This is a genomic window from Brachybacterium sp. AG952 (assembly GCF_004362645.1).
GTDB classification, from domain to species: domain Bacteria; phylum Actinomycetota; class Actinomycetes; order Actinomycetales; family Dermabacteraceae; genus Brachybacterium; species Brachybacterium conglomeratum.
The window spans coordinates 196,569-218,886 of the sequence record NZ_SNXV01000005.1 but is presented as its reverse complement, the minus strand read 5'-3'; the positions used below and the strand labels follow the sequence as shown (position 1 = coordinate 218,886).

18 protein-coding genes and 1 riboswitch are annotated in these 22,318 nt (G+C 74.1%); of the genes, 6 read left to right on the top strand and 12 right to left on the bottom strand.

Annotated elements, in window-relative coordinates:
• Positions 1–21: 21 nt before the first annotated feature.
• The 3 genes from pepN to DEU31_RS13395 form a co-directional block, all read right to left on the bottom strand.
• The gene (gene pepN, locus DEU31_RS13405) at positions 22–2,571 is read right to left on the bottom strand and encodes an aminopeptidase N (RefSeq protein WP_133677509.1); all 2,550 of its coding nucleotides are present in this window, start codon (positions 2,569–2,571) and stop codon (positions 22–24) included.
• 34 nt (positions 2,572–2,605) lie between these two features.
• Positions 2,606–3,259 (bottom strand): DUF402 domain-containing protein, encoded by a 654-nt coding sequence (locus DEU31_RS13400; protein WP_040367472.1) that lies wholly within the window; start codon positions 3,257–3,259, stop codon positions 2,606–2,608.
• Positions 3,260–3,428: 169 nt separating this feature from the next.
• Positions 3,429–4,679: a serine/threonine-protein kinase gene (locus DEU31_RS13395; protein ID WP_133677508.1), complete on the bottom strand. Its 1,251-nt coding sequence runs from the start codon at positions 4,677–4,679 to the stop codon at positions 3,429–3,431.
• Here DEU31_RS13395 and DEU31_RS13390 point away from each other — a divergent pair.
• A complete protein-coding gene (locus DEU31_RS13390) occupies positions 4,678–5,979 on the top strand; it encodes a hypothetical protein (RefSeq protein WP_133677507.1) in 1,302 nt (433 codons plus the stop codon). The two genes, DEU31_RS13395 and DEU31_RS13390, sit on opposite strands and share 2 nt — an antisense overlap.
• Positions 5,980–6,214: 235 nt before the next feature.
• Here the strand turns inward: DEU31_RS13390 and DEU31_RS13385 are convergent, their stop codons facing one another.
• Complete coding sequence (locus DEU31_RS13385) at positions 6,215–7,306, bottom strand: acyl-CoA desaturase (RefSeq protein ID WP_010550913.1); 1,092 nt, start codon at positions 7,304–7,306, stop codon at positions 6,215–6,217.
• 63 nt (positions 7,307–7,369) lie between these two features.
• The gene (locus DEU31_RS13380; RefSeq protein ID WP_133677506.1) at positions 7,370–9,202 is read right to left on the bottom strand and encodes a histidine kinase; all 1,833 of its coding nucleotides are present in this window, start codon (positions 9,200–9,202) and stop codon (positions 7,370–7,372) included.
• Positions 9,203–9,258: 56 nt separating this feature from the next.
• On the opposite strand from DEU31_RS13380, the gene DEU31_RS13375 reads away from it, so the two are divergent.
• Positions 9,259–9,954, top strand: a complete 696-nt coding sequence (locus tag DEU31_RS13375; RefSeq protein ID WP_010550915.1) for a response regulator transcription factor — start codon at positions 9,259–9,261, stop codon at positions 9,952–9,954.
• A 19-nt stretch (positions 9,955–9,973) separates the two neighbouring features.
• On the opposite strand, the gene DEU31_RS13370 is transcribed toward DEU31_RS13375, so the two are convergent.
• Together DEU31_RS13370 and DEU31_RS13365 are read right to left on the bottom strand one after the other, a co-directional pair.
• A complete protein-coding gene (locus DEU31_RS13370) occupies positions 9,974–11,839 on the bottom strand; it encodes an ABC transporter ATP-binding protein (RefSeq protein ID WP_243733842.1) in 1,866 nt (621 codons plus the stop codon).
• A complete protein-coding gene (locus tag DEU31_RS13365) occupies positions 11,836–13,602 on the bottom strand; it encodes an ABC transporter ATP-binding protein (protein ID WP_133677505.1) in 1,767 nt (588 codons plus the stop codon). Before DEU31_RS13365 ends, DEU31_RS13370 begins: the two co-directional genes overlap by 4 nt.
• A 126-nt stretch (positions 13,603–13,728) precedes the next feature.
• On the opposite strand from DEU31_RS13365, the gene DEU31_RS13360 reads away from it, so the two are divergent.
• The 4 genes from DEU31_RS13360 (at position 13,729) to DEU31_RS13345 (ending at position 16,437) form a co-directional block, all read left to right on the top strand.
• Positions 13,729–14,349, top strand: coding sequence for a hypothetical protein (locus DEU31_RS13360; protein WP_010550918.1), 621 nt, complete (start codon positions 13,729–13,731; stop codon positions 14,347–14,349).
• A 62-nt stretch (positions 14,350–14,411) separates the two neighbouring features.
• Positions 14,412–14,900, top strand: coding sequence for a ribose-5-phosphate isomerase (locus tag DEU31_RS13355; protein ID WP_010550919.1), 489 nt, complete (start codon positions 14,412–14,414; stop codon positions 14,898–14,900).
• Positions 14,900–15,931, top strand: coding sequence for a DNA-formamidopyrimidine glycosylase family protein (locus DEU31_RS13350; RefSeq protein ID WP_010550920.1), 1,032 nt, complete (start codon positions 14,900–14,902; stop codon positions 15,929–15,931). Before DEU31_RS13355 ends, DEU31_RS13350 begins: the two co-directional genes overlap by 1 nt.
• Before the next feature lie 29 nt (positions 15,932–15,960).
• Positions 15,961–16,437: a GNAT family N-acetyltransferase gene (locus tag DEU31_RS13345; RefSeq protein WP_243733841.1), complete on the top strand. Its 477-nt coding sequence runs from the start codon at positions 15,961–15,963 to the stop codon at positions 16,435–16,437.
• A 16-nt stretch (positions 16,438–16,453) separates the two neighbouring features.
• Here DEU31_RS13345 and DEU31_RS13340 read toward each other — a convergent pair whose 3' ends face one another.
• From DEU31_RS13340 to DEU31_RS13320, 5 genes are all read right to left on the bottom strand, one after another.
• Positions 16,454–16,855, bottom strand: a complete 402-nt coding sequence (locus tag DEU31_RS13340) for an ankyrin repeat domain-containing protein (RefSeq protein WP_133677503.1) — start codon at positions 16,853–16,855, stop codon at positions 16,454–16,456.
• A gap of 12 nt (positions 16,856–16,867) precedes the next feature.
• Positions 16,868–18,925 (bottom strand): ATP-binding cassette domain-containing protein, encoded by a 2,058-nt coding sequence (locus DEU31_RS13335; protein WP_133677502.1) that lies wholly within the window; start codon positions 18,923–18,925, stop codon positions 16,868–16,870.
• Positions 18,926–18,951: 26 nt separating this feature from the next.
• Positions 18,952–19,533 (bottom strand): ECF transporter S component, encoded by a 582-nt coding sequence (locus tag DEU31_RS13330; RefSeq protein ID WP_010550924.1) that lies wholly within the window; start codon positions 19,531–19,533, stop codon positions 18,952–18,954.
• A gap of 47 nt (positions 19,534–19,580) precedes the next feature.
• A riboswitch (TPP riboswitch) is annotated at positions 19,581–19,686 on the bottom strand.
• 31 nt (positions 19,687–19,717) lie between these two features.
• Positions 19,718–20,284, bottom strand: coding sequence for a hypothetical protein (locus DEU31_RS13325; protein WP_133677501.1), 567 nt, complete (start codon positions 20,282–20,284; stop codon positions 19,718–19,720).
• On the bottom strand, positions 20,281–22,305 hold the full coding sequence (locus DEU31_RS13320) for a M13-type metalloendopeptidase (protein ID WP_133677500.1): 2,025 nt from the start codon (positions 22,303–22,305) through the stop codon (positions 20,281–20,283). Before DEU31_RS13320 ends, DEU31_RS13325 begins: the two co-directional genes overlap by 4 nt.
• Between the last annotated feature and the right edge of the window lie 13 nt (positions 22,306–22,318).

Sequence of the window (22,318 nt, the reverse complement as noted above, 5' to 3'; positions counted from 1 at the left end):
GCGAGGCTCGTCACCGTCGGCTCACTCGACGTCCGCGGCGCGCACCCGCTCCTGGCGGGCGACGGTGTCGCGGCCCTCGATGATGATGCGGCGCAGGCCGAAGGGAGCGTCCTCGGAGTCGGCGAGCCACTGGTCCGCGGCGTCGAGCACGCCCTGCCCGCCGTAGGAGTGCGGGAAGTAGCCGGAGACCAGGCGGGTCGCGATCTCGTTCGAGCGCTCCGCCCAGATCCGGGAGATCTCCTCGAAGTAGCGCGGACGGTACGGGGCGATCAGCGTCTCGTCGGTGACGCGGCGGAAGCCCTGCACCACCGCGGTGACCGACTCGTTGGCCAGCGTGTCCTTCTCGACCGTGCGGCGCCACGCCTTGGCCTTGGCGACCTCGGTGGGCAGCGCGGCACGGGCGGTGAGGGCGTGCTTGCGGCCGGACTGGGTGTCGTCGGCCGCGAGCTGCTCGTCGATGCCGGCGGCGTCGATCCCGCCGAGCACGGCCAGGGAGATCACGAGCTTCCAGCGCAGATCGGTGTCGATCTCGCGGCCGGGCAGGGCGATGCCGCCGCCGAGCAGCCCCTCGAGGGTGCTGCGGTGCTCGGTGGTGCGGGCCAGGCGCGCGAAGCTCTCCAGCAGCTGCAGCTGCGTGTCGGAGCCGGCCTCGGCCTCCTGGGCGAGGGCCCAGACGGCGTCGGCCGCCTGCTCGGTACGGCCGGCGCGCTCCTCCGCGGCGGCGTACGGGCCCGCCACGGACTCGAGCTGCTGGAGCAGGGTGCGGACCACGGAGGAGGAGCTCTCCCCGGTGAGGTTCGCGAGCACCAGCTGCTGGAAGCGGCGGCTGGGCAGCTCGGCGTCGCGCACCATGTCCCAGGCGGCGGACCACAGCAGGGTGCGGGCCAGCGGGTCCTCGAGGTCCCGCAGGTGCTCCATCGCGACGGCGAGGGAGTCGGCGTCCAGGCGCACCTTGGTGTAGGTCAGGTCGCCGTCGTTGAGCAGCCAGAGGTCGGCGCGGCGTCCGGCGAGCTCGGGCACCTCGGTGAGCTCCCCGTCGACGTCGAGCTCGAGCGTCTCGGTGCGCACCAGCGTCCCGTCCTGCAGGGAGAAACCGCCCACCTGCAGGCGGTGCGGGCGCAGCACCGGGTGCTCCGCCGGGGCGGTCTGCCGGATCGCGAAGCGGGAGACGGCGCCGTCGGCGTCGTGCTCGATCACGGGGGCGAGGGTGTTCACCCCGGAGCGCTGCAGCCACAGCTGCGCCCAGCGGGTCAGGTCGCGGCCGCTGGTGGCCTCGAGCTCGGTGAGCAGGTCGCGCAGCTCGGTGTTCCCCCAGGCGTGCTTCGCGAAGTAGGCGCGCACGCCGGCGAAGAACTCCTCCCGGCCGACGTAGGCGACCAGCTGGCGCAGCACGGAGGCGCCCTTGGCGTAGGTGATGCCGTCGAAGTTCGTCTCGACGGCCTCGAGGTCGACCATGTCGGCGACGATCGGGTGGGTGGAGGGCAGCTGGTCCTGCTGGTAGGCCCAGCTCTTCTCCGACAGGGCGAAGGTGGTCCAGGCGTCGTCCCAGCGGGTCACCTCGGCGCTGGCGAGGGTGGAGGCGTACTCGGCGAAGGACTCGTTCAGCCACAGGTCGTCCCACCAGCGCATGGTCACCAGGTCCCCGAACCACATGTGGGCGAGCTCGTGGAGGATGGTGAGGTCGCGCCGCTCGCGCACCGCGTCGGCGACGTCGGAGCGGAAGACGTAGGACTCGACGTAGGTGATCGCGCCGGGGTTCTCCATCGCGCCCATGTTGTACTCGGGCACGAAGACCTGGTCGTACTTGCGGAACGGGAAGTCCTGGTCGAAGGCCTGCTCGTAGAAGTCGATGCCGGCCTTCGTCACATCGATGACGTTCTGGGCGTCGACGTGCTCGGCCAGCGAGGCGCGGGCGAAGACGCCCATCGGGATCGTGCGGCCGTCGCGCGCGGTGACCTCGCCGGTCCCGCCCTGGTAGTTGCCGGCGATGAGCGCGATGAGATAGGTGGACATCCGCTCGGTGGGGGAGAAGGTCCAGGTCGCCGTGCCCTCGCCCGCGACCGACGGCTCCGGGGTGGGGGAGTTGGAGATGACGCGCCAGTGGTCGGGCGCGGTGACGGTGAGCTGGTAGGTCGCCTTGAGGTCGGGCTGCTCGAAGCAGGCGAACATGCGCCGGGCGTCGGAGACCTCGAACTGGGTGTAGAGGTACACCTCGTCGTCGACGGGGTCGACGAAGCGGTGCAGGCCCTCGCCGGTGTTCATGTACCGGCCGGTGGCCAGGACGCGCACGGTGTTGGCGCCCTCGGCGAGGGCGGGCAGGCGGACGCGGGCGCCGTCGAAGCGGGAGGCGGGATCGGGCAGGAGCTCTCCGTTGAGCTCGATCTCGTGGACCTCCTCGGCGATCAGGTCGAGGAAGGTCTCCTGCGCCTCCGCGGCGTCGAAGCGCAGCGTGGTCTCCGTGCGGAAGGTCCGCTCGTCGGTGGTGAGGTCCAGCCGGATCTCGTAGGCATCGGTGCTGAGGAAGGAGGCGCGGCGGCGCGCCTCGTCCCGGGTGAGGTTCTCTGAGGACATGGGGCCATCCTGCCACCGGGCCCGGCCCCTGCGCTCAGCGTCGGGTCAGGTCCAGGTCCCAGCTGTAGTGCTCGGGCAGCCGCGGCAGCTCCCAGGTGGGGTCCGGGAAGAAGTACTCGTAGCCGGCGGAGAAGGGGTAGGTCCACTCGGCGATGTGCTGCTCGGCGTCGCGGCCGGCGGCGCGGATCCCCTCGACCTCCTCGGGGCTGAAGTAGCCGGTGCGCTCGGCGCCCTCGAGCTCGTCCTCGTCCTTGTAGTGCCAGTCGCGGCGCGGCAGGACCACCAGGTCGAGCACCAGGTCGCGGGTGCGCAGGCCCTCCTCGGTCCGCTCGTAGGGGGTCTCGAGGTTGACGTAGTAGCAGCCCAGCGAGCCGTCGTCCTTGTAGAACAGCCAGATCGAGTAGGGCTTGTCGGGCAGGCCGATCATGAGGATCCCGTTGCCGGTCCAGAGCTGCTTGGACTGCACGCGGGGCGCGGTGAACATGCCCTCGTCGCCGGCGCGGCGCAGCGCCGCCCCGGACTCGAGCACGGGCAGCAGCACCTCGGTGCCGGGGGCGATCCACACCACCACGCCGCGGTCGTCGTCGAGCACGACGGTGCCGGGGCGGACGGTGCGGGTGGGGTGCTGCGGGGTGTAGTAGGTCCAGGTCACCTGGTCGCCGGGCGACCAGCGCGGGGTGGAAGACATGGTGGCGGTCCCGGCCGGATCGGCCTCCGCGGACGCCCCGTACCGACCGGCCACCGGGCCGGGGCTGCGCTGCCCGTGGAGGGGTAGGCGTATGGGGCGACCCTACCTCGTCGTCATCTCAGCCGGTGGCGGCACGCCGTCGCGGAGGGCGCCGAGTCGGTGCGTCGGCTCAGGTCAGCGCGGTCCAGGCCAGGCCCGCCGCGCCGAGGAGGCACAGCAGCGCGAGGAGGAGCAGCAGCACGCCGAGCCCGAGGCGGCGCCGCGAGGGCGCGGGTCGGGGGTCCTCGGCGGTCGGCGCCTCGGCGACGCGCTCGGTGGTGGTGGCGTCCTCCCACCGGGCCCGGACGGTCGGGGCGGGCGGGGTCCCGGCGGCCGACGTCGACGGCGCGGGTGCCGGCGCGGGCGCGGCCGATGCCGCGGGCGCTCCCGACACCGCGGGCGCGGACTGCGCCGCGGAGCGCGCGTCCAGGCGCTCGTGCAGGCCCGGCGCCGCACCGGCGAGCGACCCGGGGCCCTCGAGCGGCACCTCGGCCCGGCCGTCGCCGGCCACGATCCGGTCGTGCACCGCGAAGGGCGCCCCGGAGGCGCTGCGGGACCACTGCTCGACCGGCCCGAGGTCGGAGGGGATCGTGTCCCGGGCCTCTGCGGCGCCCGGCCGCCGCGCGGGGTCCGCGGCGAGCAGCGAGTGCAGCAGCGCGCCGAGCCCTGCGGCGGAGGGGTCGGCGCTGCCGCGCAGCGCCCGCTCGAGCCGGTCCAGGGCACGGGCCGGCTCGGGCCGCTCGCGGGGAGGGCGCGGGTCCAGCGCCTCGAGGGCGCAGGCCCCCGCCGCCCAGACGTCCTGGGCGGCCGAGCCGGTGTCCCCCTCGAGCGCCTCCGGGGCCATGAAGCCGGGGGTGCCGTGGACGAGGCCCGTCTCGGTCAGGCGGATGTCGCTCTCGTGCAGCGCGATGCCGAAGTCGGCGAGCAGCAGGTGCGGTGCTCCGTGGCCGGTGCTGTCCAGCAGCAGGTTCGCGGGCTTCACGTCGCGGTGCACCCAGCGCGCCGCGTGCATCGCCGCGAGCGCGTCCAGCAGCTGGCGCAGCAGGTGCGCGACGAGGGAGGGGGAGAGGGGGCCGTGCTCGGCGACGGCGCTCGCCAGGGTCCCGCCGTGCACCAGCGGCATGACCAGCACGATCGTGTCGTCCTCGGCGACCCAGGTGTAGGGCGGCAGCAGGTGGGGGTGCGCCCCGATGCCGCCCGCGGCCTGCTCGCGCACGAAGCGGAGCACCTCGGCGCCGTCCCGCTGACGCATCACCTTCGCGGCGCACACCGCGTCGAAGCGACGGTCCACGGCGCGCCACAGGGAGCCGGAGGCGCCCCGGGCGAGGGGTTCGAGCAGCGCGATGCGGCCGGCGATGACATCGGACATGATGGTGGTCATGCTAGGGCACCGCCTCCCGCCCCGCGCCGCCCCGCGACTGCTCGCGGCAGGCGGCGCCCTCGTGCTCGCCGCGCCCGTCCTGCCCGCGCTCGCCGGTCCGGTCCCGGAGCTCCCGGTGCTGGCCGAGGGGGAGCCGCCCGCGATCGCCTACGCCGCGCAGGGCCCCGAGGTCTCCGGCGGCGCCTCCCTCGCCGAGGCCCCGTTGCTCGAGCCCGGCCTGCACCGGGACGTCCTCGAGCGCGGCGGCGCCGAGAGCGGCGAGGACGGCACCGTGAAGTACTACCGGATCGCGGTGGAGGACGGCCAGCGGGTGCATGCCGCGGCGACGATCGCCGCCCCGCCCGTCGCAGGCGGTCTGCCCGAGGAGAGCACGCCGCTGACCCTCGACGTCTCCTTCCTCACCGCCGGCGGCGAGGCGTGCGACGACACGGGCCGCACGGACGTCGGTGAGTCGCAGGAGGGCGATGGTCCGATCACCACCACCGCGGTCTCCGAGGCGATGGGCCCCGACGGCTGCGCGGGCGAGGAGCTGTTCGTGAAGGTCGCCCGGGAGGGGCCGAAGGACCGCGAGGACCCGCTGCCCGTCGAGCTCCAGCTCGCGGTGCAGCCGGCCGGCCTCGGCGGCGGCGCCCCCGCTCTCGAGGAGCCGCTCGAGGACGACGGCGCCCGGCCCGTCGCCCCCGAGGACCCCGAGCCGCTCGAGCCCGGCCGCTCGATCGCGGACGCGACCGAGGTCGCCCCGGGCTCGCACGTGCTGGAGCTCGTGCCGGGCGAGACCGCGCTGCTGCGCCTTCCGGTGCAGGAGGGCCAGCGCCTGCGCTGGCGCACCGAGATCGTCTCGGCGCCGGAGGACGAACCGGGCCAGCTCTCCCTGCGGGTCCTGGACGCCGTCCGCGCCCCCGTGGCGGTGAACGGCGGGCGCTCGGCGATCGGCTCCGCCGGCACAGTGCGCGGCGGCGGGATGGCGGCGCCCGTCGACCTCGGCAACCGCGCCTCGGACCAGGACTCGATCCGCAGTGCCTGGCTGCCGGGCACCCACACGATCCAGATGCACCGCATGCAGCGCACGGCCGGGGCCGATCCCGCCGGGGACGAGCGCGTGCGCCTGATCCTCACCCTCGAGGTCGAGGGCGATCCCGCCGACGACGCCGCCGAGGGTCCGGTGCTCGAGCTCGGGGACATCCGGACCGGCCCCGGAACGGCCGTCGTGCTGCGCCTGGCCGGGGCGGGCGCTCTGGGTCTGGTCGGCCTCGCGCTCGCCGCGGCCGGGGCGTTCGTGCTGCGCCCCCGCCGCACCTGAGCGCACCGCCGCGGCGTCAGCCGGCCCGGGCCTCCCGCAGGCGGGCGCAGTCCCCGCCGCGGGCCATGAGATCTTCGTGCGTGCCCTGCTCGAGGACCGCCCCCTCGAACATCATCAGGATCCGCTCGCGCCCGTCCTCGCCGTAGGCAAGGGCGACCTGCTCGAGCCGGATCGAGGGGTCGCGGGGGCTCTTCGTCGCCGGGGCCGTCGGCGGCGCGCCGACCGGTGCGGTCCGTCAGGCCCCGACCGGTGCCCCGCGCAGCTGCGCGGCCAGCGGGCAGTCCATGGGATCCGCGTAGCCGAGCCCCACCCGGTTCAGGTAGCGGATGATGACCCGGTAGGAGGAGACCAGATCGGTCTCGGTGTAGGTGATGCCGCGCTCGGCGCAGAAATCCTTGACGATCGGCTGCACCTTGCGCAGGTTCGCCGAGGGCATCCGCGGGAACAGGTGGTGCTCGATCTGGAGGTCCAGACCGCCCATCGCGATGCTCATCAGGCGGCCACCGGTGATGTTGCGGCTCGTGAGCACCTGGCGTCGCAGGAAGTCCACCTCGAGGTCCTTCGGGATCAGCGCCATGCCCTTGTGGTTGGGGGCGAAGGACCCTCCCATGGTGATGCCGAAGACGGCGAACTGCACTGCGAGGAAGGCTGCACCGAGGCCGGGACCGAGGGTGAGCAGCACGATCGCGGGGAAGCCGAGGATCCGCACGAGCACCAGGGTCAGCTCGAGAGCACGGTGCTTGACCCGGTCCCGGCGCAGCAGGGTGGAGATCGCCTCATAGTGCAGCACGAACGCGAACAGGCTCAGCAGCGGGATGAACGCGTACCCCTGGTGACGGGCGAGCCACCCCATGAACCCGGTGCGCCCCTCCTGGTCGCCCGGGACGAACACGAGCACGCCGCCGGCGATGTCGCCGTCGCGGCCGATCGTGTTCGGATGGGCGTGATGCTTGCTGTGCTTCCGGTTCCACCAGGCGATGCTCAGCCCCACCACGAGGCTCCCGATCACCCGCGAGAACCACTCGTTGCGGCGACCGTTGGAGAACACCTGCTGATGCGCGGCGTCGTGGCCCAGGAACGCGGCCTGGGTGAACAGGACCCCGAACAGTGCGGCGACGGCGAGCTGCCACCAGGTGCCGCCCAGCGTGAGCAGCAGGACGAACGCGCCGATGAGCGCGGCGGCGAGCACAGCGGTGCGCACCATGTAGGTGCGCACGTCGCGGCCCATCAGGCCCGCATCCTTCACGCGCTGCGTGAGCTCGAAGAAGTCCCGGGTGTGCGCGGCGGCGCGATACGGGCCCGCGGCCGGAACGGCGGTGGTGGTCATGGTGTCGACGGTAGGCGACGGGCGCCGTCATCCGCGTCCCCCGCCGGAGCGAACTTCGGGCCCCTACCCCGGTAGGGGTCCCGCGAGCGGGATCCGCACGCGCAGCGCGAAACCGCCGTCCGGCGTCGGCCCGCTCTCGACGCTGCCCCCGAGCGCGCGCACCCGTTCCCGCGTTCCGGCCAGGCCCAGCCCGGCGCCCGGGATCGGGTCCTGCAGGGGGTCCGAGGCCGGCGGGGGACCGTTCAGGACGCTGATCACCAGGGTGGAGTCCCTGACGCGCACGCGGACCTCGATCTCCGCCCCGCGCGCATGGCGCAGCGCGTTGCTGAGCGCCTCCTGCACCGCGCGGTAGCCGGTGAGGCCGACCGTCGGCGGAGCCTGAACCTCCTCGAGCTCTGCGGTGATCCTCGCACCCGTGCTCCGGGAGGAGGCCACCAGGTCCTCGACGTCGTCCAGCCCCTGCATCGGCATCTCGTCTAGGGAGTCCTCGGTGCGCAGGATCGCGAGCAGCGCGCGCATCTCGCCCAGCGCCTGGCGGGAGGAGGCGGCGATGTCCTCGAACTCGCTCACGGTCGCCTCGTCCAGGTGCTGCAGGCGGAACCTCGCGGTGCCCGCCTGGACCGTGATGACCGACATGGAGTGCGCGACCACGTCGTGCAGCTCGCGGGCGATGCGCCCGCGCTCCTCCAGCTCGCGCCGTCGGCGCATCTCCTCGGCGCTGACGGTCCGCGCGCGTTCGACCTGGCCGCGCACCAGGATCCACTGCCGCGCGGTGAGGCCCAGCAGCACGACCCCGCCGCTGATCGCGACCAGGACCACCCCGTTGGTCATCACCGCGCGCAGGGTGCCGTCGGGCATCTCGGAGGAGTCGGTCACCAGCAGCGACACCAGGGTCAGCACCGCCCCGGCGGACCAGGCCGACAGCACCCAGTACCAGCGGTGGAAGACGGCGAGGACCGCGAGGGTGAGACAGTGGGCGAGCAGCGCGGTGACCGGCCACGGCCAGGGCGCCGCCTGGTGCGCGGGGGCGGTGGCGAGCATCATCGCGAGCGCCGCCACGGCCGAGAGGGAGAGCCCCGCCCACGGCCAGCGTGCACCGGCCACGGCGGCGGCGCCCGCCGCGGTGGTCACGACCATCGCGACGGCCGGATGGACGTCGTAGACCACCGCCGTGACCGGCCAGGCGACGACCACCAGCACGAAGGCGAGGAAGGCGATGGTCATCCGGCTCCACGCGGTCTCGCGCGGCACCGGCTCCGAGGAGGTCGGGAGATCCGCCGGCATGCTCCCCGACCAGGCGGGGAAGCGAGGTCCGGTGACCTCACCGCCCAGCAGGGGAGCGGTGACCACCGCGTCGAAGCGGGCGAGCAGGTGCACCACGGCGGGCAGCGTCAGCGCGAGCAGGAGTCCGGCGACCAGGGCGAGCGCCCACTGCCCGGGGACCTCCCACAGCTGCGGGGGCAGCAGCCGGCCCCAGATCGCGTAGCCGAGCCCCGCGAGCGCCCCCAGGGCCCAGGCCAGCGTCGCGGTCGCGGTGAGCACCCTGATCGGCAGCGCGACCAGACCCTCGAGGACGAGGTCCAGCCAGCGCCGTGGGTCGCCGAGGCGGCGCAGCTGACCTCGGGCCCCGGGCTCGGTCGGCCGGTACCGCGCCTCGGATATCCCGAGGCCCCAGCGCCGCAGGCGGATGCGGTCCCAGCGGGCGAACACAGAGGAGAGGGTCAGCGTCAGGGGGAACAGGAGCACCCCCACCCAGAGGATCGCCAGGGCGGCGGAGATCGCGGCCAGGGGCAGCAGCAGCGCCGCGGCGAGCAGGGTCAGCGGGAGCCCGGTGAACAGCAGCGCCAGGTCCGGCCCGAGCCGGCGCAGGCTGCGCCGGTCAGGGACCAGGAACATGGCAGCGCGCCGGACTGGGGAGGGGAGCCGTCCTCCGGAGGGAATACCGTGGCCTTATGGACCGTGCCCCCGTGGACCCCACCGCGCAGGACCCCATCCGGGTGCTGGTCGTCGACGACCAGTCGATGATCCGAGGTGGGTTCGCGGCGCTCCTGGACGCCCAGGAGGGGATCGAAGTGGTGGGGACGGCGGCCGACGGGGCGGGCATCACCGAGACGGTCCGGACGACTCGTCCGGACGTGGTGCTGATGGACATCCGGATGCCGCAGGTCGGAGGGCTCGAGGCGACCCGAGCGGTGCTCGCGATGCCGGGGACGCCGCCGAAGATCATCATGCTCACCACCTTCGATGCGGAGGAGTACGTGTTCTCGGCGCTCCGGGCCGGAGCGAGCGGGTTCCTGCTCAAGGATTCCACACCCGAGGAGCTGGTCCAGGCCGTGCGTGTGGTCGCCGACGGGGAGTCGCTGCTCGCTCCCCGGGTCACCAGGGCCCTCATCGCTGACTTCGTGGCGCGTCCCGAGCGGGCGGCGGGTGCCGACCTGAGCATGTCGGTGCTCACCGAGCGCGAGCTGGACGTGCTCCGAGCGGTCGCGCGGGGGCTGTCGAACCGGGAGATCGCCGCCGAGCTGGTGATGGCGGAGCAGACGGTCAAGTCGCACGTCTCGCGGATACTCGGCAAGCTCGCCCTGCGCGACCGTGCTCAGCTGGTGGTCGCCGCCTACGAGTCCGGGCTGGTGCGACGGGGGGAGTGACTCCCGCGCGGGCCCGGGCTCAGCCGGCCCAGGCCTCCCACAGCCGGGCGTAGTCCCCGCCGCGGTCCACGAGCTCCTCGTGCGTGCCCTGCTCGACGACCGCCCCGTCGGACATCACCAGGATCCGGTCGGCGACCCGCGCCTGAGAGAGGCGGTGGGCGACGATGATCGTGGTGCGGCCGCGGGCGACCTCGAGCGCGGCGCGCTCGAGCACCCGCGCCCCGGAGGAGCCCTCGTCGGCCGTGGCCTCGTCGAGGATCAGCACGGCCGGGTCCTGCAGCGAGACCCGGGCGAGGGCCAGCTGCTGGGACTGCTCGGCGGTGAGCCGCTCGCCCTTCTCGCCCACCTCGGTGTCGAGGCCCTGCGGCAGCCGGTCCACCCACGCGAGCGCCTCCACCCGCGCCAGCGCCACGCGCAGCAGCTCGTCGGAGGCGTCGGGCGCTGCCAGCTGCAGGTCCTCCCGCAGCGTGCCGCGGAAGACGTGCACGTCCTGGGAGACGATCGAGGCATGGCGTCGGACGGCCTCGAGATCCGCGCTCGCGAGATCAGCACCGCCGTGCAGCACCCGGCCGTGGCGCGGGACGAGGGTGCCCGCCATGATCGCGGCGAGGGTCGACTTGCCCGCGCCGGAGGCGCCCACCAACGAGACGGTCTCGCCGGGGGCGATCTCGAGGTCCAGCGGCCGCAGCACGATCCGCTCGTTGCCGTCCTCGTCCTCGCCGTAGGCGTGGGAGACCTGCTCGAGGCGGATCGAGGCGTCGCGGGGCACCTCGTTGCCGGGCGAGACCGCCGGGTCGATCGAGGTGATCACCCCGACCATCCTCGCCAGGCTCGCCAGCGCCGACTGGACCTCGTCGAGGTTGAAGATCACCGCCATCATCGGCCAGAACAGGGTCACCAGGTACACCGCCGCCGCGGTGACCAGGCCGACGGGCGCCGCACCGGTCTGCACCAGCACGAAGCCGACCCCGATCACCATTGCCAGCGCCAGGTTCTCGGGCACGTTCAGGCCCAGCACCAGCCGGCTCACCAGGTGCATCACGCGCATGTTCAGCAGCGCGGCGGTCTCCGAGAGCACGGCCACGTGGCGGGTCTCGCGCCGCTCGATGCCGTAGGCGTGCACGGTGGGGATGCCGTGGATGGCGGAGAGCAGGCCCTGGGCGCGGGCGCCCATCGCGATCCGCTCGCGGCGGTAGATCGGGCCGGTGCGGCGCAGATACCAGGTCGCGGCCAGCACGTACATCGGCACGATGATCACGACCATGAGCAGCAGCCACGGCGAGAGCACCGCCATGCCGCCCAGGGTGATCAGCACCAGGAATCCGAGCTGGATGAGGTTCGGGACGAGGTTGTTCACCGCCCGGGCGGCGACGTCCACGTCGTCGGCGACGCGGGAGAGAGCGTCGCCGATGCCGGTGCGCTCCATGGTCTGCGCGGGCAGGTCCAGGGCGCGGTCGATCACGTCCTCGCGCATCCCGGCGAGGATCCGCTGGCCGAGCGCGGAGATCATCGACCAGCCCGCCGCCATCAGCACCGCCTGGAGCACCCCGACCCCGAGGATCCGCAGCCCCAGCGACCACACCTCGGCGCTCGAGCCGCCGGTGGCGACCACGTCCACGGCGGAGCCGATCAGACGGGGGAGGATCGCGGCGGCGACCGCGCCGCCGACGGTGATCAGCAGCGTGGCCGTGGCCGAGAGCCAGTGCTCCCGCAGCCGCGCGAGCATGAAGCGCATCGAGGCGCCGGGGCCCGCGATGGGCAGCAGCTGCGCGTGCTCGGCCAGCTGACGGCGCGCGGTCGCGTCCTCGCCGAGGACCTCCTCGAGCGGCCGGTCCCAGTCCAGGCCCGGCATGCGGGTCCCCTGGAATCCCTGCGATGCGCTCATCGCCGTACCACCTCCCGGTACTGCTCGTGTCCCATCAGATCGTTGTGCTCGCCCTCGGCGGTGATCCGCCCGTCGCGGACGAAGACCACGCGGTCCGCCGCCTGCAGCAGCGCCGGGGCGCGGGTGACCAGCAGGGTCGCCCGGTCGGTGCGGTGCCGTGCGGCGACCAGCGCCTCGGCGATGTTCTGCTCGGTGACGGCGTCGACCGCGGTGGTCGGGTCGTGCAGCACGAGCACCGGCGCGTCCGCGGCGACGGCGCGGGCGAGCGCGATCCGCTGCCGCTGCCCGCCGGAGAGGTTCGCGCCGCGGTCCAGGATGCGGGTGTCGTAGCCCTCGGGCAGGATCCGCAGCAGGTCCTCGGCGCCGGCGGCGTGCAGCGCCGCGTCGGCCCAGCCGTCGTCGCCGGTCTCCGGCGAGGGGCCCTGCTCGGGGGCACGGGTCGCGAGCTGCTCGCGCAGGGTGCCGTCGAAGAGGTCCACGACGTGCGGCTCGACGAGCAGGTCCGCCCGCAGGCCCAGCCGGTCCTCGGGCGTGATCGCCACCTCGCCCACGCGGGCGCCGCCGTCGACGCGGCCGCTGACCGCGTCGATCACGTCCGCGGCGTCGGCCGGATCCGCGCAGGCCAGCGCCACCACCTCGCCGTCGGCGACGGACAGCAGCGGCAGGTGGAGGCCGCCGGCGGCGCCGCGTCGGCCCGTCCCGCGGCTGCCGCGCTCGTCGCGCTGCGTGGTGAGCACGTCCAGCGTCAGCTCCGGGTCGTCGACCGTGCGGCCGAGGTCCGTGTACAGGTCCCGCACGCGACGCGCCGAGGTGGACATGCCGGCCCACCACACCGGGGCGCCGGAGAGGCCCTGCAGCATCCCCATCACGTAGCGGGCCAGGCCCACCACGGCGATCAGCACGCCGAGGGTCAGCGCGCCGTCGAGGGTGCGCAGCGAGGCGAGGACCACGACCGCCGCGAGCATCGTCCCGGTCACCAGGGTCGTGAGCCCCGAGGAGAGGCCCGAGTAGCGGGCGTTGACCAGCGCCGCGTCCAGCGCGGTGCGGGAGCGGCGGCGGTAGGTCGCCCGTGCCCGGCTCTGCACGCCCAGGCCCTGCAGCACCCGCAGCCCGTGCACGAGGTCGGTCGCGGTCGCGGCGGCCTCCGCGGCCTGGGACTGCTGGTCGTCGTAGCGGGCGGACAGGGTCGGGGTGATCACGCTGATCACCACGACCATCACCACGATGCCCAGCCCCATCGCGAGTCCCAGCCACAGGTCCATCGCGGCGAGATAGGCGGTCGCGCCCAGCACCGCGAGGGTCGAGGGGACCACCCACGGGATCATGTCCATCACGTCGGAGGCCTTGTCTGCATCCGACGTCGCGATCGAGAGCACCTCGCCGGCGGGGCGGCGCACCGTGCGCGAGCGCGGGTCGAGCACCGCACCGGTCAGGCCCACCCGCAGCCGGTGCCGCTCGTACATGACCGCCTTCTGCGAGAGCAGGAAGGTCCACACCCACAGCAGCACGCCCAGCACGCGCAGCAGGATCAGCCCCGCCGCGCCCAGCACCGTCAGCCGCAGATCGCCGGCGAGGATGCCGTGGTCGATGAGGAGGCCCAGCACGATCGGCATGAGCATCTCGACGCCCTCGGACACGGTCGCCAGCGGCAGGATGAGCGCGAGGGTGCGACGGTGGGTGCGCACGATGGAGCGCAGCACGCCGGGGACGGGGCGCGCCGGGGAGGAGGTCGCCGCGGCCGCGGCAGGGGAGGAGTCGAGCACTCGTCCGATCCAACCCGTCCGGGCCCTGCGGGGCAAGGCGTTTTCCCCCGACGTGAGCGGACCGACGCACGGCGGGCGCGCCGGTGCGACAATGGGGGCTCATCACCCCCGATCCGAGGAGAGTCCATGACCGCCCGTCGTGTGGAGCTGTTCGTCGACCCCGTCTGCCCGTTCGCCTGGATGACCAGCCGCTGGCTGCTGCACGCCGCCGAGGTGCGCGAGATCGATCCGGTCTACTCGGTGATGTCGCTGTCCGTCCTCAACGAGGGTCGCGAGCTCGATCCCGGCTATCGCGCCATGCTCGATGACTCCTGGGGCCCGGCCCGGCTGGCGATCGCGATCCGCGAGGCCGAGGGGAACGAGGCCTTCGCCCGCTGGTACACCGCCTGGGGCGAGCGCTATCACGTCGGCGGTCAGAACGAGGACCGTCGTGCCACCGCGGTCGCCGCGCTCGCCGACGTGGATCTGCCCGCCGAGCTGATCGAGGCCTACGAGCCGGTCGCCGGCGACGGGATCGACACGGCGCTGCGCGCCTCGCACGAGGGCGCCATCTCCCGCGTCGGCGACGACGTGGGCACCCCGGTGATCTCCTTCGGCGAGGGCACGGCCTACTTCGGCCCCGTCGTCTCCCCGGCCCCGAGGGGCGAGGAGGCCGGGAAGCTGCTGGACGCGCTCGCGACGCTCGCCTCGATCGACGGCTTCTACGAGCTCAAGCGCTCCCGTTCCGGCGGCGTCGACTTCAGCTGACCGCACAGTTCGTCCCCGACGGGCCTCCTCGCCCCTCCCCACGACAGGAAGACATCCACGACATGCGCGTGCACATCGGTACCGACCACGCCGGCTTCGAGCTGAAGAACCGCCTGGTGGCCCAGCTGGAGAAGAAGGGACACGAGGTCACCGACCACGGCGCCCACGAGTACGACGCCCTGGACGACTACCCGCCCTTCTGCACCGACGTGGGCGAGGCCGTCGTCGCGCAGCCCGGCTCCCTCGGCATCGTCATCGGCGGCTCGGGCAACGGCGAGCAGATCGCCGCGAACAAGGTTGCCGGCGTCCGCGCGGCGCTGGTGTGGAACGAGGAGACCGCGCGCCTGGCCCGCGAGCACAACGACGCGAACGTGATCTCCGTCGGCGCGCGCCAGCACTCCGAGGAGGAGCTCGAGGCGCTGATCGACCTGTTCCTGGCCGAGCCGTTCTCCGGCGAGGAGCGCCACCAGCGCCGGATCGACCTGGTGGCCCGCTACGAGACCACCGGCGGCTACAGCGAGGATCAGGGCGCCGGCGCCGACGCGCGCTGATGCCGGAGGGCCATACCGTCCATCGGCTCGCCGCCGTCTTCGCGCGCGGCTTCGGCGGGCAGCGGGTGCGCACCTCCAGCCCCCAGGGACGCTTCTCCGACGCCGCACGGCTCGACGGCCAGGTGCTGCTCGGCGCCGAGGCGGTGGGCAAGCACCTCTTCCTGCCCTTCGCGCCGTCGGCCGAGGTCGACCCGGCGGACCCCTCGGTGCGGCACGTCCACGTGCACCTGGGCCTGTACGGGTCCTGGACTTTCGCGGGCGACCCCGGCTTCGCAGGCGCCCACGCGATCGGCGCACCGCGGCTGCGCGTCGGCGAGCGGGAGGAGGAGAGCGAGGGCACCGTCGACTGGCGGCGGATCGTGCCGCGGGAGACGGTGCGGCTGCGGATCGCCGGCCCCCGCGGCCTCGCCGACCTCACCGGCCCCACCGCCTGCGAGGTGCTGGACGCCGAGGGCCGGCAGCGGGTGCTGGACCGGCTCGGCCCGGACCCGCTGCGCCCGGACCCCGACGGCTCCGCGCGACGCCGCTTCGTCGAGGGGATCCGGCGCTCTCGCACCACGATCGGCGCTCTGCTGATGGACCAGAAGGTCGTCGCCGGGATCGGGAACATCTACCGCGCCGAGCTGCTGTTCCGGGCGAGGCTGGATCCCTTCGTGCCCGGCCGCGATCTCACCGCCGGGATGTGCGAGGAGATGTGGGAGGACCTGGTCGCGCTGATGGCCTACGGCGCGCGGACGGGGCGGATCGTCACCACCCAGCCCGAGCACCGGCAGATCGAGGCGCGGATCGTCGAGCGCTCCCGCGGCACCCGCCAGAACGGGGACGAGGACCCGGACGTCGTGCCGCGCGAGGAGTCCTTCTACGTCTACCACCGCCAGACCCTGCCCTGTCGGCTGTGCGGGACGACGGTGCGCTCGGGCGAGATCGCCGCGCGCACGGTGTTCTGGTGCCCGCGCTGCCAGCGGGTCCGCAGCCGCCGCGCGGGCTGGACCCGCGAGCACCCCGCCGCGCCCTGGGCGCTCGCGCGGTGATCGGTGCCGACGGCAGTACCCTGACGCCCATGCCCGACCAGCCCGTCGCCCCGCCCGGCCTGCACCGCGCCGTCCTCGACGACCTCTCCGCCCGCACCCTCTACCTCCTGGCGACGCTCCGGCAGGACGTGTTCACGATGGAGCAGGGCGCGACCGACGCGGACCTCGACGGGCGCGAGCTCGAGCCGACCACAGAGCTGCTGTGGCTTGAGGAGGAGGGCGCGCCGATCGCGCACCTGCGCCTGCTGCGGGAGGCCGACGGCACGCTCCGCATCGGCCGCGTCGCGGTACGCGCGGACCGCCGCCGCGGCGGCCACGGCAGGCGCCTCATGGTCGCGGCGCTCGAGCGGGCCCGGGAGCTCGCCCCGAGCGCCGAGGTGCACCTCGACGCCCAGGCGTATCTCGAGACGTGGTACGCCTCGATGGGCTTCGAGACGGTGAGCGACGTGTTCCTCGAGGCCGGGATCGAGCACGTCGCGATGGTGCTGCGTCCCGCGAGCGCCTGAGCCCGTCCCCGTCGGCTCAGGCCCGGCGCGCCTCGATCAGCTCCACGATCTCGGCCCGCTCGAAGTAGCGCGCCGTCGCCAGGCCGCTCGGCTCACCGAGGTCCGGGTCCGCCCCGGCCTCGAGCAGCGCCGTCGCCACCTCGGTGAAGCCCTTGAAGGCGGCGCCGGCGAGCGGGGACTGGCCGCGGTCGTTGAGCAGGTCCACGTCGGCGCCGCGGGCGGCGAGCTCGGTCACCAGCGCGGCGTGCCCGTGATAGGCGGCGAGCATGAGCGGGGAGTTCCCGGAGGCGTCGCGCAGGTTTGCCGGTGCGCCGTGGTCGAGGAAGGCGCGCACGGGCTCGGCGTCGCCCGTCCGGGCGGCGTCCAGCAGGGCATTGGCGAGGTCGATGAGCTCGGGATCCAGGGAGTCGTCGGTCATCGCCCCAGCGTATTACGCAGCACCGACGAGCATCTCTGCCAGCAGCGGCCACACCAGCAGCCCCGCCGCGATCACGACCCCCAGCAGGTCCGCGGGGCCGACGGGGCTCGGCGCCGCCCAGGTGCGGTGCGTCGCGGTCGCGAAGCCGCGGGAGTCCATCGCCAGGGCCTGCTGCTCGGCGCCGCGCAGCGTGTCCACGAGCAGGGCGAGGGTTGCGCCCGCGAGCACCCGGGGGGAGCGGGGACCGCCGAGGCCGCGGCGAGTGCGGGCCTCGAGGATCGCAGCCCACTGCCGGCCCAGATGCCCCACCCGCACCAGCGCGATCACGGAGGCGGCGACAGGCCGTCCGGGCAGGTGCAGGCGCTGGCCGAGCGCGTCCCCGAGCGGGGTGGGGCGCACGGAGGCGAGAGCCAGCACCCCGGGGGCGACGAAGGCGGTGATCCGCGCGGCCTCCTTCAGGCCGATGAGCCATGCCTCCCCGGACAGCGCCGGCGCCTCGCCCAGCAGCGCCGTGGTCCAGGCGAGCCCCGCCGCGGAGAGCAGGATCGGGAGCAGGCGCAGGGCCGCGCCGCGCAGGCTCCGCACCGCCAGCGGGGCGAGCAGCACTGTCGGGGCGAGGGCGAGCAGCCCGCCCTGCCAGCTCTGCACGGCGAAGGAGCCGATCGCGGCGAGGATCCCGATCAGGCTCAGCGTCAGCGGGTTCAGCGCGTCGGCCGGGATCCGGCGGGGCGCGGGCGTGGGGACCGCGCCCGGCGCCGGGGCGGGCAGGTCGTGGCGCGCGTCGGCCGCGGCGACGAGGAGCTCGTCGTGGCTCGCGGCGAGCACCGCCGCGCCCCGGTCCCTCGCCTCGCGCAGCAGCTCCAGCACCTCACGGCGCCGCCGGACGTCCAGGCCCACGGTCGGCTCGTCCAGGACGAGCAGGTCGGGGCGCTGGGCGAGGGCCGCGACGATCGCGAGACGGCGCTGCTCGCCGCCGGAGAGGCGGTGGGGATGGGCGCCGGCGAGCGGGGCGAGGCCCGCCCGCTGAAGGAGCTCGTCCGCGAGGTCCTCGTCCGTGGCCCAGGGGGAGGCGAGGACCTCCTCCCGCACGGTCGTCGCGACGAAGGAGTGCTCGGGGTCCTGGGGGACGAGGGCGATCTGGGAGGGCTCGGGGCGGGACACGGCGCCCGCGCCCGGCTCCGTCGCGCCGACGAGGACGCGCAGGAGGGAGGTCTTGCCCGCACCGGACGGGCCGGTCAGCGCGGTCAGCCGCCCAGCGCGCAGCTCGAGGTCCTGCGGTGCGGTGAGTCCCCGGGCGGGCACGGTGACGCCGCGCAGCGCGGCGACGGTCTCGCCGGGCCCGACAGGGCCCGGTGCCTCCTCGGCGGCGGCCTCGTCCTCCAGCACTCCCGCCTCGATCAGCACCTCGCGACGGTGGGAGAGGAGCTGGTCCGGATGCCCGTCGGCGAGCACCCGGGCGCGGGAGCCGAGCACGATCAGCCGGTCTACGTGCGGCAGCCAGGGCCCGATCCGGTGCTCGGCGACGACGAGGGTGCGGCGGCCCGTGACCGCGAGGATCGCCCGGCGCACCTCCTCGGCCGTCGGGGCATCGAGCATGGAGGTCGGCTCATCCAGGAGCAGCAGGTCGGGGCGCAGGGCCAGCGCGCCGGCCAGTGCGATCCGCTGCTGCTGGCCGCCCGAGGCGTCCAGCGGCGCCCGCTCGGGGTCGAGGTCGACTCGCGCTGCCTCGAGCGCCCGGGCGGCGCGCTCGGTGAGCTCCGGCCGGGGCAGTCCCGCGTTCTCCGGTCCGAAGGCGGCGTCGCGGGCGACGGTCGCGCCGACCAGAGCGTGCACCGGGTTCTGCAGCAGCAGGCCCCGCTCCCCGGGCCGGCTGGGGGCGGGGACGAGCCCCTCGCCGTCCCCGTCCTCGGGGTCCAGCAGCCCGGCCAGCGCCCGCAGCACGGTGGACTTCCCACTGCCGCTCGCCCCGGCCAGCAGCACTCGCTGCCCGGGCGGGATCTCGAGGTCGAGCCCCTCGATGGTCGGCTCGCGCCGGCTGAGCGGCCGCCAGCGCAGCCCGTCGACGTGCACGGACGCCGCCGGGACGGTCCCGGTGCTCAGGCCTCCACCGCGCGGGCCGCCTCCCGGCCGGAGGCCAGGGAGTCCACCGCGCCGGTCGCGATCAGCGCCCGGCTCGCCGCCCAGCCCAGCACCCCGCACAGCAGCGCCCCCGAGAGCAGGAAGAAGGCGAGCATCGTGCCGGAGAAGGCCCAGCTCATCTCCTGGTAGTAGGCGACCTTCTCCCATCCCCATTCGAGCACGGCAGAGAGCACGCCGCCGAGCACCGCCACGGGCAGGGTGAAGCGCCGGTAGCGGGTGAGCAGGAAGGCGAGCTCGACCCCACCGCCCTGCATGAGACCGGACACGGCGGTGCCCCAGCCCCACTGGCTGCCCAGCAGCATCGAGAGCACGGCGGCGACCATCTCCGCGAGCAGGGCGGCGCCGGGCTTGCGCACCAGCAGCGCGGCGAGCACGGCCGGCAGGAACCAGATCCCCGCCAGCAGCCCCTCGGCAGGCTTGAACGCCGCGGTCAGCGGGCCGATCAGGGTGTAGAGCTGGCCGTAGCCGAGGAAGGCGACCCCGAAGGCCGCCCCGATCAGCACGGTCACCAGCAGATCGACGGTGCGATAACGGGTCATCACGTCTCCTCCCAGGTCCTGGAAGGGGCGCGGAGCACCGGCGGTGCTCCACGGAAATCCCGACTCCCTACGCCGGTGCGAGCCGGATCAGGTTCGAGGGTCTGCGCCGTCGGCGCACTCTCAGCACCGGACGGTGCTCCCCTGTCAGTGGATGACGAGCAGACAGTCTAGCCCAGGAGCACGCTCAGCGGCGGGCACGGATGGCCTGGTCGATCGCATCGGCGGCCGCCTGGGGGTCGACGGGGGAGAGGATGTAGCAGGTGTCCTTCGTCCCGATGATCTCCACGCTCGTGCCCGGCCGGGTGACCAGCATCCGGTAGGGCCGCTGCTGCTCGGAGAGGGTGAAGATCTTCCGCCGGCCGACGGGGGTGAGCTCCTCGGGCTTCGGGGTCATCGCCCTCCCGCGCCGCCAGCCGTAGCCGCCGAGGGCGACGCCCACGGTGCCGGTGGGGATCTCGCGCAGCTGCACGGTGCGGAAGTCCTCGACCGGCCAGACCCGGCGGGGGAGGAAGCCTCCGAGGCTGACGGTGACCCCGTTCTCGTCGACCACGAAGCGGGTGGCCTGGCCCATCCACGTCCACAGCGCCAGCAGCGCGAAGGCGGCGAGCACCGCGATCGCACCCGGAGCCGAGCCGCGCTGCAGCAGCAGGCCCGACACGATCAGGCCCGCCACCACGGTGACGACGACGCGGGTCCAGCCCACGGAGGAGGGCACCGTCCGCCCGACGTGGAAGGGCGCATCGGGCCTCACCAGATGCTCACCCGCTCCTCGGGAGCGCGGTACATGCCGTCGCCCTCGCGCACGTCGAAGGCCTCGTGGAACTCGTCGAGGTGCCCGGCGACCGTGTTGCAGCGGAACTCCATCGGCGCGTGGGGGTCCACGGCCAGGCGGCGGATCGCCTCCTGGGGCCGGTTCCGGCCCCGCCACACGGTCGCCCAGGACCAGAACACGCGCTGCAGGCCGGTGAGCCCGTCGAGCTCGGCCGCGGCCTGCTCCTCGGAGCGGCTGGCGAGATAGGCCTTGACCGCGATGGAGAGCCCGCCGAGGTCGCCGATGTTCTCGCCGATGGTGAGGGCGCCGTTGACGCGGTGGGAGTCGTCGAGCTCGCGCGGGGAGAGCTCCGAGTACTGCGCGATGAGACGGGCGGCGCGGGCGTCGAAGGCCTCGCGATCCTCCGCCGTCCACCAGGAGACGAGGTTGCCGTCCCCGTCGTACTTCGAGCCCTGGTCGTCGAAGCCGTGGCCGACCTCGTGGCCGATCACCGCGCCGATCCCGCCGAAGTTCACGGCGTCGTCGGCCTCCGCGTCGAAGAACGGGGGCTGGAGGATCGCGGCGGGGAAGACGATCTCGTTCCGGCCGGGGTTGTAGTAGGCGTTGACCGTCTGCGGGGTCATGTGCCACTCGGTCTCGTCCATCGGCCCGCCGACCTTCGAGAACTCGAAGTCCGCCTCGAAGCGACGGGAGGCGCGGACGGACGCGACGAGGTCGCCGGGGACGAGCTCGAGGCCGTCGTAGTCGCGCCACTTCTCCGGGTACCCGATCTTCGGGGTGAACCTCTCGAGCTTCGCGAGCGCCTTCTCGCGGGTGGCCGGGGTCATCCAGTCCAACGAGCTGATCGAGTCGCGGTAGGCGTCCATCAGCGCGTCGACCAGCGCGGTCATACGCTCCTTGTGGACGGCGGGGAAGTGGCGGGTGACGTACTCGCGGCCGACGGCGAAGCCGACCGCGCCCTCGACCAGGGCCACGCCCCGCTTCCACCGCTCCTTCAGCTCCTCCGCACCGGAGAGGACGCGACCGGAGAAGTCGAAGTCCTCCTCGACCAGCGCGGCGGGGAGATAGGGGGCGTAGGAGGAGACGGTGTGCAGGGCGAGCCAGGTGCGCAGCACGGCGAGGTCCTCGCCGGCCAGCAGCTCCGCGGCGGCGGAGACGAACTCGGGCTGGCCGACGGAGACCACGTCGAAGGCCGTGGCCGGTGCGCCGGTGCCCTCGATGAACGCGTCCCAGGGGAAGGCGGGGGCGAGCTCGCGGCGCTGCGCGGCGTCCATGGGGTTGTCGGACTTCTCCCGGTCGCGCAGGCGGACCACGTCGACGTGGCAGGCGGCGAGGCGGGTCTCGAAGTCGAGCACGGCGCGGGCGAGCTCTTCCGGGCCGCCGGCGGCGAGTCCCGCACGGCCGGGCAGCTCGGCGAGGCGGGCGAGGTTCGCCAGGTGCGCGGCATAGGCCTCGCGGGTCTCGGCGTGGTGCTCCTCGCGGTAGTAGGACTCGTCGGGCAGGCCGAGGCCCCCCTGATGGATCTTGACCTGGTACTGGGAGGAGTCGTGGTCGTCGGTCCACACGTAGGCGAGCACCGCCGAGGCCCCCGAGTCGGGCGCCGCCATCCGGCGCACGAGGCCCTCGAGGTCCCGGGTCGCCCCGATCTCATCGAGCAGGTCGGCGAGGCCGGACAGGCCCGCGGCCTCGATCGCCTCGGTGTCCATGAACATGCGGTACAGCGTGCCGATCCGGGCGTGGTCGGTGGTCGGGACCGGCAGGGTCCCCGTCTCGTCCGCGGTGCGCGCGACGTCGTCGGCCGCCTCCTCGACGATCTCCCGCACCCGCTCCTCGGACAGGTCGCGCAGCGCGTGGAAGGCGCCGTCGCTGGACCGGTCGGCGGGCATCACGTGCTCGGCGAGCCAGCGGCCGTTGACGTGGCCGAAGAGGTCGTCCTGGGGGCGGGCGGCGGCGTCGACCTGATCGAGGTCGAGTCCGGAGGGGAGGGCAGCGGTCATCATCGGCTCCTGCGGG

Bases quoted from the DNA above. Each gene is read 5' to 3' on its own strand.
- DEU31_RS13345 (WP_243733841.1), top strand. From the start codon at position 15,961: ATGCCCGACCAGCCCGTCGCCCCGCCCGGCCTGCACCGCGCCGTCCTC.
- DEU31_RS13395 (WP_133677508.1), bottom strand. From the start codon at position 4,679: ATGACCACCATCATGTCCGATGTCATCGCCGGCCGCATCGCGCTGCTC.
- DEU31_RS13375 (WP_010550915.1), top strand. From the start codon at position 9,259: ATGGACCGTGCCCCCGTGGACCCCACCGCGCAGGACCCCATCCGGGTG.
- DEU31_RS13320 (WP_133677500.1), bottom strand. From the start codon at position 22,305: ATGATGACCGCTGCCCTCCCCTCCGGACTCGACCTCGATCAGGTCGAC.
- DEU31_RS13340 (WP_133677503.1), bottom strand. From the start codon at position 16,855: ATGACCGACGACTCCCTGGATCCCGAGCTCATCGACCTCGCCAATGCC.
- DEU31_RS13330 (WP_010550924.1), bottom strand. From the start codon at position 19,533: ATGACCCGTTATCGCACCGTCGATCTGCTGGTGACCGTGCTGATCGGG.
- DEU31_RS13390 (WP_133677507.1), top strand. From the start codon at position 4,678: ATGCTAGGGCACCGCCTCCCGCCCCGCGCCGCCCCGCGACTGCTCGCG.
- DEU31_RS13385 (WP_010550913.1), bottom strand. From the start codon at position 7,306: ATGACCACCACCGCCGTTCCGGCCGCGGGCCCGTATCGCGCCGCCGCG.
- pepN (WP_133677509.1), bottom strand. From the start codon at position 2,571: ATGTCCTCAGAGAACCTCACCCGGGACGAGGCGCGCCGCCGCGCCTCC.
- DEU31_RS13400 (WP_040367472.1), bottom strand. From the start codon at position 3,259: ATGTCTTCCACCCCGCGCTGGTCGCCCGGCGACCAGGTGACCTGGACC.
- DEU31_RS13350 (WP_010550920.1), top strand. From the start codon at position 14,900: ATGCCGGAGGGCCATACCGTCCATCGGCTCGCCGCCGTCTTCGCGCGC.
- DEU31_RS13380 (WP_133677506.1), bottom strand. From the start codon at position 9,202: ATGTTCCTGGTCCCTGACCGGCGCAGCCTGCGCCGGCTCGGGCCGGAC.
- DEU31_RS13355 (WP_010550919.1), top strand. From the start codon at position 14,412: ATGCGCGTGCACATCGGTACCGACCACGCCGGCTTCGAGCTGAAGAAC.
- DEU31_RS13370 (WP_243733842.1), bottom strand. From the start codon at position 11,839: ATGAGCGCATCGCAGGGATTCCAGGGGACCCGCATGCCGGGCCTGGAC.
- DEU31_RS13360 (WP_010550918.1), top strand. From the start codon at position 13,729: ATGACCGCCCGTCGTGTGGAGCTGTTCGTCGACCCCGTCTGCCCGTTC.